Source organism: Brevibacillus aydinogluensis (assembly GCF_961514395.1).
Taxonomy (GTDB): Bacteria; Bacillota; Bacilli; order Brevibacillales; family Brevibacillaceae; genus Brevibacillus; species Brevibacillus aydinogluensis.
The window spans coordinates 3,917,088-3,930,824 of the sequence record NZ_OY569118.1; the positions used below are offsets into that span (position 1 = coordinate 3,917,088).

Below are 13,737 nucleotides of genomic sequence, written 5' to 3' on the forward strand. Positions count from 1 at the left end.
TCAACGGTTGTCCCCTCAATATTGTAAACCTTTCTCGTTTCAAGATAAAGTCAGTCCAACCGATTATTCACCTTTGGACTTCTTGATGATTTCATCGGCAATGAACTTCGGTACTTCTTCGTAGTGGTCGATCACCATGGAGTAAGTACCGCGGCCTTGCGTACGGGAACGCAGTACGGTGGAGTAGCCGAACATCTCGGACAGCGGCACCATGGCGCGGATGACTTGCGCGTTTGCGCGAGCTTCCATACCTTCGATGCGGCCGCGGCGGGAGTTCAGGTCACCCATTACGTCACCCATGTACTCTTCCGGCACGGTTACTTCCACTTTCATGATCGGCTCGAGAAGAACCGCGTTACATTTCTTCGCCGCTTCTTTCAGCGCGAGAGAACCAGCCACTTTGAACGCCATCTCGGAGGAGTCGACGTCGTGGTAGCTACCGTCAAACAGCGTCGCTTTGATATCGACGAGCGGGAATCCGGCAAGAACACCGTTTTGCATCGCTTCTTCGATACCTGCTTGTACCGCCGGAATGTATTCCTTCGGCACTACGCCACCGACGATCTTGTTCTCGAATTCGAAGCCTTTGCCCGGCTCGAGCGGAGAGAATTCCACCCAAACGTGACCGTATTGACCGCGGCCACCGGACTGACGAACGAATTTCCCTTCCACTTTCGCGGTGCCGCGGAAGGTTTCGCGGTAAGCAACCTGAGGTGCACCTACGTTCGCATCCACTTTGAATTCGCGCTTCAGGCGATCGACGATGATCTCCAGGTGGAGCTCACCCATACCGGCAATAATCGTTTGACCGGTTTCTTCGTTTGTATAGGTTTTGAAGGTCGGGTCTTCCTCTGCCAGTTTGGCGAGCGCCATACCCATTTTGTCTTGGTCTGCCTTGGACTTCGGCTCGATCGCAACGGAGATAACCGGCTCTGGGAAGGTCATGGACTCCAGGATAACCGGTGCCTTCTCGTCGCAGAGCGTGTCGCCGGTCGTCGTGTCTTTCAAACCAACGGCAGCGGCAATATCACCGGAGTAAACCTGGCTGATTTCCTCGCGGTGGTTTGCGTGCATCTGCAGGATACGGCCGATGCGCTCGCGCTTGCCTTTGGTGGAGTTGAGCACGTAGGAACCGGAGCTCAGTACGCCGGAGTACACGCGGAAGAAGGTCAGTTTACCCACGTACGGGTCGGTCATGATCTTGAACGCCAGAGCGGCGAACGGACCATTGTCGTCAGCCGGACGGGTCACTTCTTCCTCGGAATCAGGCAGAACGCCCTTGATCGCCGGGATGTCAACCGGGGACGGCAGATAAGCTACGACTGCGTCCAGCATCGGCTGAACCCCTTTGTTGCGGTAGGAAGAACCGCACAGTACCGGAGTGATTTTGCACTCGATGGTACCTTTACGCAGAGCCGCCTTGATTTCATCAACAGTCAGCTCTTCGCCTTCCAGATACTTCATCATCAATTCTTCGTCCTGCTCGGCAGCTGCCTCAACAAGTTGCATATGCAGCTCTTCGCACTTGTCTTTCAGCTCGGCAGGGATTTCCGTCTCGTCGGAGGTTTTGCCCAGGTCGTCGGTGTAGATGATCGCCTTCATCGTAATCAGGTCAACCATGCCGACGAACTGGTCTTCCGCACCGATCGGATATTGGATCGGAACCGGATTTGCACCCAGACGGGTCTTGATTTGCTCGACGCACATGTCGAAGTTGGCGCCGATGATGTCCATTTTGTTTACGTAGCAGATACGAGGTACACCGTAACGGTCAGCTTGGCGCCATACCGTTTCCGTCTGCGGTTCTACGCCACCTTTCGCATCGAACACCGTAACAGCACCATCGAGTACGCGAAGAGAACGTTCAACCTCTACAGTGAAGTCTACGTGACCAGGCGTGTCGATGATGTTGATGCGGTGACCTTTCCATTGCGCTGTGGTAGCAGCAGAAGTGATGGTGATACCGCGCTCTTGTTCTTGCTCCATCCAGTCCATGGTCGCCGCACCTTCGTGCGTTTCACCAATCTTGTGAACGCGACCCGTGTAGAAAAGAATACGCTCGGTGGTAGTCGTCTTACCGGCATCGATGTGAGCCATGATACCGATGTTTCGCGTATTCGGCAGAGAGAACTCGCGAGCCATGTGGTATGCTCCTTCCATACTCGAGTGTGGGAATATACGGGTATCCAAAGCGGACACCCGCTTTGGATACTACCAGCGATAGTGTGCAAACGCTTTGTTTGCTTCAGCCATCTTGTGCGTGTCCTCACGCTTTTTCACTGCTGCACCAGTGTTGTTAGCCGCGTCGATGATTTCCGCAGCGAGACGCTGTTCCATGGTTTTCTCACCACGGGTACGCGCGTAGTTTACCAGCCAGCGCAGACCGAGAGTGGTACGGCGCTCCGGCTTCACCTCAACCGGTACTTGGTAGTTGGCACCGCCGACACGGCGAGCTTTAACTTCCAGTACGGGCATGATGTTTTTCAGCGCTTCTTCGAATACTTCCATCGGGTTGCGACCAGTGCGCTCCTCAACAATCTTGAAAGCATTGTACAGGATGTTTTGCGCAACACCACGCTTGCCGTCGTACATCAGCTTGTTGATCAGTCGGGTAACCAGCTTGCTGTTGTAGATCGGATCAGGCAGCACGTCACGACGGGCTACAGGACCTTTACGAGGCATCGTATTCCCTCCTTCTGTTTAATTTTTTCTCACGCCTTTTCTCTCAGGCGATAATTGTTATTTTTTCGCTGCAGCTTGGCCCGGTTTCGGACGTTTGGTACCGTATTTGGAACGACCTTGCTTGCGGTTGTTCACACCGGCAGTGTCAAGCGCACCGCGGACGATGTGATAACGAACCCCCGGCAGGTCTTTTACACGGCCGCCGCGAACCAGAACCACGCTGTGTTCTTGCAGGTTGTGGCCAATACCACCAATGTAAGCTGTAACCTCAATGCCGTTGGTCAAACGCACACGCGCGTATTTACGCAGCGCGGAGTTCGGCTTCTTCGGAGTCATGGTACCCACACGAGTGCAGACACCGCGTTTTTGAGGAGAGCTTTGGTTGGTTTGGGTTTTCTTGAAGCTGTTGTACCCTTTTTGCAGAGCAGGGGACTTCGACTTCACAACCTTGTCCTTGCGACCTTTGCGCACCAATTGGTTCATTGTAGGCATGGATGTTACCTCCCTTCTTATTACCCAATCTCAAGACCACAGATCCAGGTGAGTCATTTTTGGGTCAAATAGAAAGTCTTTGCAAGCAACCCGCAGGGATCGCCAACAAAAACATCGTTAACCACTCTTCTTGATCGCGGCAGTTGCCGCTCCCACCTCGATTCCGCACGCTTTGCCCAGGCGGCGCATGGAATCGACGTAGATGACTGGCACACCCTTCTCTTTGCAAAGGAGCTCAACCTTTTGGGTCAGACGGCGATCAGCGTCTGTGGCGATAAAGACCGTATCCACCTGCTGGTGTTCCACGGCTTTCATCGTCTGCTTGATGCCGATAGTCAGCTCCTTGGCCCGCTCTACTTTTTCATAAGACATGATAATCATATCCTCCAAAGTACAGATGTCAGGCACACTTGAATATAATATCAGTTGGGTGATTGAATGTCAACGCCTATGATCCGCAGATCTTTACTTTTTTGATAAACAAGGTGCCCTCCCGAGCGGAAGGGCACCTTTCTTGCGTCACGGTCTATTCTACCGAAACAGCTTCCAGCTGTTCCTGACCTCCGTTGGCCTGCGCTTCCTGTTCGGCGCGGCTCAACACCTTGATGTTGCGGTAACGCGACATGCCGGTGCCGGCCGGTACCAGTTTCCCGATAATGACGTTTTCCTTCAGGCCGAGCAGGCGGTCCACCTTGCCCTTGATCGCGGCGTCGGTGAGGACGCGCGTCGTTTCCTGGAAGGATGCGGCCGACAGGAAGGAGTCGGTTTCGAGCGACGCCTTGGTAATCCCCAACAGGACCGGACGACCCACGGCAGGCGTTTTGCCTTCCATGAGCACCTTGGCGTTTGCCTGCTCGAACTCGTGCACTTCCACGTAGGAGCCCGGCAGCAGGTCGGTGTCTCCGCTGTCGATGACGCGCAGCTTGCGCAGCATCTGACGGATCATGACCTCGACGTGCTTGTCGTTAATTTCTACCCCCTGCATCCGGTATACTTTTTGCACCTCTTGCAGGATGTAGTTGGACACACCGCGCTGGCCGCGTACTTTCAGCATTTCTTTCGGGTCAACGGAACCTTCGGTGAGCTCGTCGCCGGCACTCAGCTTGGTGCCCACGGATACTTTGATGCGGGAACCGTACGGAACGGCGTACACCTTGTTTTCCGCCTCGCCGCGCACCTCGATTTCGCGGCGGTCTTTGCCTTCGCGGATGTCGATCACTTCCCCGTCGATCTCGGAGATGACCGCTTGCCCTTTCGGATTGCGGGCTTCGAACAGCTCCTGAATCCGCGGCAAACCTTGGGTAATGTCGTCACCCGCAACCCCACCGGTGTGGAACGTCCGCATCGTCAGCTGGGTACCCGGTTCACCGATGGACTGAGCGGCGATAATGCCGACTGCTTCGCCGATCTCCACTTCAGACCCGGTCGCCAGGTTGCGGCCGTAGCAGCGTTTGCAGACGCCATGGCTGGTGCGGCAGGACAGCACGCTGCGGATATACACCTCGGTGATGCCGGCTTTTTCGATCTTGTCGGCGATCTCCTCGGTGATCTCCTGGTTGCGGCCGACGATGATTTCGCCCGTCTCCGGATGGCGCAGGGTCTCGAAGCAGGTACGGCCGATGATGCGGTCAGCCAGCTTCTCGATTTCTTCCTTGCCGTCCTTGATCGCGGAGACGCGGATGCCCTTGTCGGTGCCGCAATCCTCTTCGCGGACGATCACGTCCTGGGCCACGTCGACGAGACGGCGGGTCAGATAACCCGAGTCAGCCGTCCGCAGCGCCGTGTCGGCGAGACCTTTCCGCGCGCCGTGCGTGGAGATAAAGTACTCCAATACGGTCAGACCTTCACGGAAGTTGGACTTGATCGGCAGCTCGATAATCCGGCCGGACGGGTTGGCCATGAGACCGCGCATCCCCGCCAGCTGTGTAATCTGCGACACGTTACCGCGGGCACCGGAGTTGGCCATCATGTAGATCGCGTTGAATTTGTCCATGGACTTCATCAGGACGTCGGTCACTTCATCCTTGGCCTTGGACCAGATGGAGATAACCCGGTCGTAGCGCTCGTCCTCGGTAATCAGACCGCGGCGGTACTGCGTCATGACGGTCTGTACCTTTTTGTCCGCCTCTTCCAGAATCACTTTCTTTTGCTCCGGCACGACGATGTCGGCGACAGCAATGGTGATCCCGGCCTTGGTCGAGTACATGAAGCCCAGTTCCTTGATCTTGTCGAGGATCTTGGACGTTTCTGTCGTTCCGAAGCGGCGGAAACACTCGGAGATGATCGTTCCGAGGAAGCCTTTTTTCACGGCTCCCTGGTCCGGCAGCTTCTTGATAAACTCTTTTACGTTTGTGCCTTTTTCAAAGATGAAGTACTCGTTCGGCACGCCGTTTTGCAGGTTGCCCTTGGTCGGAACGTTGATGTACGGCAGTTCCGGCGGGAAGATTTCGTTGAAAATCAGTTTCCCGACGGTCGTGACCAGAAGCGCGTTCTTCTGCTCTTCGGTAAAGCTGGTTTTGTTCAGGCTCTTGGCCGGCAGCGCGATGCGCGTATGCAGGCTGATGTAGCCGTGCTGGTACGCAGCAATAGCGTCATGCGGATCGCGGTATACCGTACCTTCGCCTTTGGCGCCCTCGCGCTCCAAGGTCAGATAATACGAACCCAGTACCATGTCCTGGGACGGTGTTACGACTGGTTTCCCGTCTTTCGGGTTCAGGATGTTTTGCGCCGCCAGCATGAGGATGCGGGCTTCCGCCTGCGCCTCTGCGGAAAGCGGCACGTGCACAGCCATCTGGTCGCCGTCGAAGTCGGCGTTGTACGCCGTACATACGAGCGGGTGCAGACGGATCGCGCGGCCTTCCACCAGTACCGGTTCGAACGCCTGGATACCAAGACGGTGCAGGGTGGGGGCGCGGTTCAGGAGCACCGGGTGTTCGCGGATGACGTCCTCGAGAACGTCCCACACTTCGGGCTGCACGCGTTCCACCTTGCGTTTGGCGCTCTTGATGTTGTGCGCGAGACCTTTGGCCACCAGTTCCTTCATCACGAACGGCTTGAACAGTTCCAGCGCCATTTCCTTCGGCAGACCGCACTGGTACATTTTCAGGTTCGGGCCGACGACGATTACGGAACGGCCGGAATAGTCCACGCGCTTACCCAGCAGGTTTTGGCGGAAACGGCCCTGTTTCCCTTTCAGCATGTGGCTGAGCGATTTCAGCGGACGGTTGCCCGGACCGGTCACCGGACGGCCGCGGCGGCCGTTGTCGATCAGTGCGTCCACCGCTTCCTGCAGCATGCGCTTTTCATTTTGCACGATGATGTCCGGAGCGCCCAGTTCCAGGAGGCGCTTCAGCCGGTTGTTGCGGTTGATCACGCGGCGGTACAGGTCGTTCAGGTCGGAGGTGGCGAAACGGCCCCCGTCCAACTGAACCATCGGACGCAGCTCCGGCGGAATGACCGGCAGCACGTCAAGCACCATCCATTCCGGACGGTTGCCGGAGTTGCGGAATGCCTCCAGCACTTCGAGGCGCTTGATCGCGCGGTTGCGCCGCTGCCCTTGTGCCGTCTTCAGCTCTTCCTTCAGCGCTTCCACTTCTTTGTCCAGGTCGATTTCCTGGAGCAGGCGCTTGATCGCTTCCGCCCCCATCATCGCCTGGAAGGAGTAGCCGTATTTTTCACGATAGTTGCGGTATTCCTTTTCGGACAGCAGCTGTTTTTTGTCCAGCGGCGTATCGCCCGGATCGGTTACCACGTAGGATGCAAAGTAGATGACTTCTTCCAGGGAACGCGGCGACATGTCGAGCACGAGGCCCATGCGGCTCGGGATCCCTTTGAAGTACCAGATGTGAGAGACGGGGGCAGCCAGTTCGATGTGCCCCATCCGCTCACGACGAACCTTGGCGCGGGTCACTTCCACGCCGCAGCGGTCGCACACGACGCCTTTGTAGCGAACGCGCTTGTACTTGCCGCAGTGGCACTCCCAATCCTTGGTCGGACCGAAAATGCGCTCACAGAACAAACCGTCCTTTTCCGGCTTCAGTGTGCGGTAGTTGATCGTCTCCGGCTTTTTCACTTCCCCGTACGACCAGGAACGGATCTTGTCCGGGGAAGCCAAGCCGATCTTCATGTATTCGAAGTTGTTCACATCAATCACAGGGCGTTACCTCCCTTTGTACCGGAATCTTACTCTTCGTCCAGGCTTCCAGCTTCAAGTACGAGGTTCAGCTTTTCACCGGTGCCCTCGTCCTCTTCTTCCATTTCACGCATTTCAATTTCCTGCTCGTCTTCGGACAGGATCTTCACGTCCATACCCAAGCTTTGCAGTTCCTTGATGAGAACCTTGAAGGACTCAGGAACACCCGGCTCCGGTACGTTTTCGCCTTTGACGATCGCTTCGTACGTTTTCACACGACCCACGACGTCGTCGGACTTGACGGTAAGGATTTCCTGCAAGGTGTATGCTGCGCCGTACGCTTCCAGCGCCCACACCTCCATCTCCCCGAAGCGCTGGCCGCCAAACTGGGCTTTCCCGCCCAGCGGCTGCTGCGTGACGAGAGAGTAAGGACCGGTGGAACGGGCGTGAATCTTGTCGTCGACAAGGTGCGCCAGCTTCAGCATGTACACGCAACCGACCGTGACGCGGCGGTCAAACGGTTCACCCGTGCGGCCGTCGTACAGAATGGTTTTTCCGTCGCGGTCCAATCCGGCTTCTTCCAGCGTCTGGAATACGTCTTCCTGACGCGCCCCGTCGAATACCGGCGTCGCCACGTGGATGCCCAGCATCTTGGCAGCCATCCCCAAGTGGGTCTCCAGCACCTGCCCGATGTTCATCCGGGACGGTACGCCCAGCGGGTTGAGCACGATCTCGACCGGCGTGCCATCCGGCAGGAACGGCATGTCTTCCTCCGGCATGATGCGGGCGATAACCCCTTTGTTACCGTGGCGGCCCGCCATCTTGTCACCCACGGAGATTTTCCGTTTTTGGGCGATGTACACGCGCACCAGTTGGTTGACGCCCGGCGGCAGTTCGTCACCGTTTTCACGTGTAAACACCTTGACGTCGACGACGATACCGGAACCGCCGTGCGGCACGCGCAGGGAGGTATCGCGAACTTCACGCGCCTTTTCCCCGAAGATGGCGTGCAGCAGGCGCTCTTCTGCGGTCAGCTCGGTAACCCCTTTCGGCGTCACCTTCCCGACCAGAATGTCGCCGTCTTGAATTTCTGCCCCGACGCGCACGATGCCGCGCTCGTCCAGGTTTTTCAACGCGTCTTCACCCACGTTCGGGATGTCGCGCGTGATCTCTTCCGGACCGAGCTTGGTGTCGCGTGCTTCGGACTCGTATTCTTCGATATGGATAGACGTATAGACGTCGTCTTTTACCAGTTTTTCGCTCAGGAGAATGGCGTCCTCGTAGTTGTACCCTTCCCAGGTCATGAACGCAACGATGACGTTGCGGCCCAGCGCCAGTTCGCCTTTTTCCGTGGACGGACCGTCAGCGATGATGTCGCCCTTCTCCACCCAGTCGCCTTTTCGCACGATCGGGCGCTGGTTGATGCAGGTGCCCTGGTTGGAACGGATAAACTTGTGCAGCTTGTATTTGTCGATGTCGCCTGCTACCTTCTTGCCGTCGATCTCCTTGTAGCGGCGCACCCAGATCTCGCGGGCAGTTACGCGCTCCACCTGGCCATCGTGCTTCGCCACGACCGCCACGCCGGAGTCCTGTGCTGCCTTGTGCTCCATCCCGGTGCCGACAAACGGCGCCTGCGGCACGAGCAGCGGAACGGCTTGCCGCTGCATGTTGGAACCCATCAACGCGCGGTTGGCGTCGTCGTTTTCCAGGAACGGAATCAGCGCCGTTGCCACCGATACGACCTGCTTCGGAGAAACGTCCATAAAGTCAACCTTGTCGCGCGGCACGCTCAGGATCTCGCCCTTGCGACGACAGATGACCATCTCGTTGATGAAGCGGCCTTCCTCATCAAGCGGCTGGTTGGCCTGCGCCACGTTGTACACGTCTTCTTCGTCCGCCGTCAGGTAGACGATTTCGTCCAGCACGCGGCCCGTCTCCGGGTCCACTTTGCGCCGCGGCGTCTCGATGAAGCCGTAGTCGTTGATGCGGGCATAAGTGGAGAGCGAGTTGATCAGACCGATGTTCGGACCCTCAGGCGTCTCAATCGGGCACATCCGGCCGTAGTGGGAGTGGTGAACGTCACGCACTTCGAAACCGGCCCGTTCGCGGGTCAGACCGCCGGGACCGAGCGCGGACAGACGGCGCTTGTGCGTCAGCTCTGCCAGCGGGTTGGTCTGGTCCATGAACTGGGAGAGCTGGGAGCTGCCGAAGAACTCCTTGATCGCAGCAATCACCGGACGAATGTTGATCAAAGCCTGCGGCGTGATCTGGTTCTGATCCTGGATCGACATGCGCTCGCGGACTACGCGCTCCATCCGGGACAGACCGATGCGGAACTGGTTCTGCAGCAGTTCGCCCACGGAGCGGAGACGACGGTTGCCGAGGTGGTCGATGTCGTCAGTCGAACCAACGCCGTGCAGCAGGTTGATGAAGTAGTTGATCGCGGCCACGATGTCAGCCGGCGTAATGTGCTTGATGGATTTGTCCACATTGCCGTTGCCGATCACCTTGATGATCTTGCCGTCTTCGTTCGGAGAGAAGATGTTGATCGCCTGCAGGCGCAGCGTGTCTTCTTCCAGAACGCCGCCGTGGGTGCGGACATCCACAAATCCGACGCTCTCTTCCAGAGCCGGCAGGATGCGGTCCAGCAGACGGCGGTCAATCACCTGGCCTGCTTCGGCAATGATCTCGCCGGTACGGGTGTCTACGAGCGTTTCCGCCAGCCGTTGATTGTACAAGCGGTTTTTCAGGTGCAGCTTCTTGTTCATTTTGTAACGGCCGACAGAAGCCAGATCATAGCGTTTCGGATCGAAGAAGCGGGAGATGAGCAGGCTCTTCGCGTTTTCCACTGTCGGCGGCTCACCCGGACGCAGGCGCTCGTAGATCTCGATCAGCGCCTTTTCCACGGAATCGGTGTTGTCTTTTTCCAACGTGTTCTTGATATATTCGTCCTCGCCCAGAAGGTTGAGAATTTCGATATCAGAGCCAAAGCCGAGCGCACGCAAAAGGACCGTTACCGGGATTTTGCGGGTACGGTCGATGCGGACGTAAATGACGTCTTTCGCATCGGTTTCCAGCTCCAGCCATGCGCCGCGGTTTGGAATCACCGTCGCGGTAAACGTCTGTTTACCGTTTTTGTCCACTTTGGTGTTGTAATATACACTGGGGGAACGAACAAGCTGGCTTACGATGACACGCTCAGCCCCGTTGATGATGAAGGTTCCCGTTTCCGTCATGAGCGGGAAATCCCCCATGAAGACCTCTTGTTCCTTCACTTCGCCCGTCTCTTTGTTCAGCAAGCGAACCTTCACGCGCAGAGGCGCCGCATATGTGACGTCGCGTTCTTTCGACTCGTCCACGTCATATTTCGGTTCACCCAAGCTGTAATCGATGAACTCCAGCACAAGGTTTCCGGTGAAATCCTGGATCGGCGAAATATCTTGAAACATTTCGCGCAGCCCTTCGTCCAAAAACCATTGATAGGACTTCTGCTGAATCTCGATCAGATTGGGAAGGCCCAGCACTTCGTTAATGCGTGAGTACGTACGACGCTGGCGATGTCGGCCACTTTGAATCACTTTTCCTGCCAACTTATTCACCCCTCAGGTTGTGTTTTCACACAAAATAAAAATGGGTTAAAGCAGTAACACCATTTTTAACCCAGAGAAACTCTATTTTAAAAGAATTCCCATATTTTTACACCCACATTCCTCCTCTATGGAAAAAAAGAAGAAAAACGGTTGACAAAACGGGAATTGCTGAAAAATAGACTTTGATCCCATATTGACATTTTATAATGCTACCACAACGAAATATTCGAGTCAAGAGTGATTTCTACTTCACTGCTCGGTAAATATGGTACCCCTTGCTCCGTTCCACTTCCTCCACGTCGCGGTAGGTCTCCTGCAGCTTTTTCAAGGCGGATGGCGCTCCCTGCTTCTTTTGGATTACCACCCACAGTTCGCCGCCTTCCCGAAGCAGCCCGTGTCCTTCGGTAAAGATGCGGTGAACAATTTCCTTGCCGGCGCGGATCGGCGGGTTGGTGAGAATCACGTCAAACGTCTCCCCCTGAACCGCAGTGTACACATCGCTCACCCGGACCTCCACATTGCCAATGCCGTTTAGTTGAGCGTTGCGACGAGCCAGTTCCACTGCCCGTTCGTTGATGTCAATCATCGTGACCCGACCCTGGTCTGCCAGCTTGGCGGCCACAAGTCCGATCGGTCCGTACCCGCAGCCCACGTCAAGCACGCGTGCGTCCCGATCAAGCTGCATCGTTTCAATCAACAGGACACTGCCGAAGTCCACCCGGTCGCGGGAAAAAACGCCGGCATCGGTAATGAAGCGCAGTTCGTGCCCGCGCAGGGTAAAGGTAAACTGGCGCTCGTCATGCGCAGCGCCGGGGCGGCTGGTGTAGTAATGGTCTGCCACGGTTCAACCCACCTTTCCTCGTCCAATCCAGGGTCATGTGTACAGAAAATCCCCCTGCCGCAGGCAAGGGGATGTTTCCGTTTCGGAAGCCAACTTACTTGATTTCTACAGTTGCGCCAGCTTCTTCGAGTTTTGCTTTCATGGATTCGGCTTCTTCTTTGGATACGCCTTCTTTGAGTGTCTTCGGAGCGTTGTCTACCAGGTCTTTTGCTTCTTTCAGACCCAGACCGGTCAGCTCGCGAACTACTTTGATTACGTTGATTTTGGAAGCGCCGCCGCTTACCAGGTTTACAGTGAATTCAGTTTGCTCAGCAGCAGCATCAGCAGCGCCAGCACCGCCAGCAACTACAGCTACCGGAGCAGCAGCAGTTACGCCAAACTCTTCTTCGATTGCTTTAACCAGTTCGTTCAGTTCCAGAACGGACATGCCTTTAATCGCTTCAATGATTTGCTCTTTGCTCATCTTCTAATCCTCCCATTCCAGGAAATTGTATTGGCGGCAGTTTACGCCGCTCGTCGAATATGAAGTCCGTTTACGCTGTTACGCGCCTTGGCCTTCTTTTTGATCGGATACTGCCTTGACAGCCAGCGCGAAGTTGCGGATCGGCGCCTGCAGCACGCTGAGGAGCATGGACAGCAGACCTTCGCGGGACGGCAGGGAAGCCAGTGCCTTGATTTGCTCCGGACCTACCACTTTGCCCTCGATGACGCCGCCTTTGATCTCGAGCTGCTCGTTTTTCTTTGCGAATTCCACCAGGACTTTCGCCGGAGCAACCGCATCATCCTTGCCAAACGCCAGAGCGTTCGGACCCGTCAGATACTGATCCAGTTCAGTCAGGTTTTCTTTCGCAGTCGCCAGGCGGGTGAGCGTGTTTTTCAACACTTGGAACTCAACGCCTGCTTCACGCAGTTGTTTGCGCAGTTCGGTCACCTGCGCTACAGTCAGGCCGCGGTAGTCAGCCACCACGGTGGTTTGGCTTTCGCGCAGTTTGGTTGCGATCTCATTTACCGCTTGTACTTTCTCTTCACGAATAACGGTTGGACGGATTTCTGCCAATGTTTACACCTCCCGTGCTCTATCCTCGAAAAAGAAGAATGCCCTCGTAGACACACGAGGGCATAATGTTCTATCGTCAAAGGAACGCAGCGGCTCCTTTTTCCGTACCATTACACGCCTCGGAGGGATATTAAGCATCGTTTGGACCAGCCAAACTCCGCACCTTCTGTCTACGGCATGACATATTCTTTTCTTCAACAGGCACTATCATAGCAACTTCCCCACGGGAAGTCAAGTTACATTATTTCACAGCGACGCGTACACCCGGACCCATCGTGGAGCTGATGGATACGTTTTTCATGTAAACGCCTTTCGCTGCTGCCGGCTTCGCACGGTTGAGCGCTTCGGTCAGCGCAACCAGGTTTTCCGCCAGCTTCTCGGTGTCAAAGGAAACTTTACCGATCGGCGCGTGGATGTTACCGGCTTTGTCTACGCGGTACTCGATTTTACCGGCTTTGATTTCGTTGACGGCTTTGGCAACGTCGAAGGTAACGGTGCCGGTTTTCGGGTTCGGCATGAGGCCTTTCGGACCGAGTACGCGACCCAGTTTCCCTACTTCACCCATCATGTCCGGAGTAGCTACCACAACGTCAAATTCAAACCAGCCGCCTTGGATTTTGGCGATCATGTCAGCATCGCCTACGTAATCGGCGCCAGCCGCTTCTGCTTCTTTCGCTTTTTCACCTTTCGCGAACACGAGAACGCGCTGTACTTTACCGGTACCGTGCGGCAGTACCACCGCACCGCGGATTTGCTGGTCAGCACGCTTCGGGTCTACACCCAGGCGAAACGCCGCTTCCACCGTTTCGTCAAACTTGGCGGTCGCTGCTTTTTTCACCAGCTCGATCGCTTCGGTTACTTCGTATACTTTGTTTTTGTCAATCAGCTTGGCAGCTTCTTGATACTTTTTGCCTCGTTTTGCCATCTGTAAATTCTCCCTTCA

The 13,737-nt window shown here is 56.0% G+C and carries 10 protein-coding genes and 1 other annotated feature; all 10 genes read right to left on the reverse strand.

What is annotated here, in order from left to right:
* Window positions 1–63 precede the first annotated feature (63 nt).
* The 10 genes from fusA to rplA all read right to left on the reverse strand — a co-directional run bounded on the left by fusA (window position 64) and on the right by rplA (window position 13,719).
* A complete protein-coding gene (gene fusA, locus Q7F15_RS19525; protein ID WP_171567157.1) occupies window positions 64–2,142 on the reverse strand; it encodes an elongation factor G in 2,079 nt (692 codons plus the stop codon).
* 69 nt (window positions 2,143–2,211) lie between these two features.
* Window positions 2,212–2,682 carry a 30S ribosomal protein S7 gene (gene rpsG, locus Q7F15_RS19530; protein ID WP_029101075.1) on the reverse strand — a complete coding sequence of 157 codons (471 nt, stop codon included), beginning with the start codon at window positions 2,680–2,682 and terminating at the stop codon, window positions 2,212–2,214.
* Window positions 2,683–2,739: 57 nt separating this feature from the next.
* Window positions 2,740–3,174: a 30S ribosomal protein S12 gene (gene rpsL / locus Q7F15_RS19535; protein ID WP_029101076.1), complete on the reverse strand. Its 435-nt coding sequence runs from the start codon at window positions 3,172–3,174 to the stop codon at window positions 2,740–2,742.
* A gap of 117 nt (window positions 3,175–3,291) precedes the next feature.
* Window positions 3,292–3,546, reverse strand: a complete 255-nt coding sequence (locus Q7F15_RS19540) for a 50S ribosomal protein L7ae-like protein (RefSeq protein ID WP_171567156.1) — start codon at window positions 3,544–3,546, stop codon at window positions 3,292–3,294.
* 154 nt (window positions 3,547–3,700) lie between these two features.
* Window positions 3,701–7,327 (reverse strand): DNA-directed RNA polymerase subunit beta', encoded by a 3,627-nt coding sequence (rpoC, locus tag Q7F15_RS19545; protein ID WP_171567155.1) that lies wholly within the window; start codon window positions 7,325–7,327, stop codon window positions 3,701–3,703.
* A 29-nt stretch (window positions 7,328–7,356) separates the two neighbouring features.
* The gene (gene rpoB, locus Q7F15_RS19550; RefSeq protein WP_171567154.1) at window positions 7,357–10,896 is read right to left on the reverse strand and encodes a DNA-directed RNA polymerase subunit beta; all 3,540 of its coding nucleotides are present in this window, start codon (window positions 10,894–10,896) and stop codon (window positions 7,357–7,359) included.
* Between the two features lie 244 nt (window positions 10,897–11,140).
* The gene (locus Q7F15_RS19555) at window positions 11,141–11,737 is read right to left on the reverse strand and encodes a class I SAM-dependent methyltransferase (RefSeq protein ID WP_212133364.1); all 597 of its coding nucleotides are present in this window, start codon (window positions 11,735–11,737) and stop codon (window positions 11,141–11,143) included.
* A 94-nt stretch (window positions 11,738–11,831) separates the two neighbouring features.
* On the reverse strand, window positions 11,832–12,200 hold the full coding sequence (gene rplL / locus Q7F15_RS19560) for a 50S ribosomal protein L7/L12 (protein ID WP_171567152.1): 369 nt from the start codon (window positions 12,198–12,200) through the stop codon (window positions 11,832–11,834).
* A 78-nt stretch (window positions 12,201–12,278) separates the two neighbouring features.
* Entirely contained in the window at window positions 12,279–12,794 is a 516-nt protein-coding gene (gene rplJ / locus Q7F15_RS19565) for a 50S ribosomal protein L10 (RefSeq protein ID WP_029101082.1), read from the reverse strand.
* 23 nt (window positions 12,795–12,817) lie between these two features.
* Window positions 12,818–12,988 (reverse strand) — a sequence feature (ribosomal protein L10 leader region).
* A gap of 47 nt (window positions 12,989–13,035) precedes the next feature.
* Complete coding sequence (gene rplA / locus Q7F15_RS19570) at window positions 13,036–13,719, reverse strand: 50S ribosomal protein L1 (RefSeq protein ID WP_304414818.1); 684 nt, start codon at window positions 13,717–13,719, stop codon at window positions 13,036–13,038.
* Window positions 13,720–13,737 lie beyond the last annotated feature (18 nt).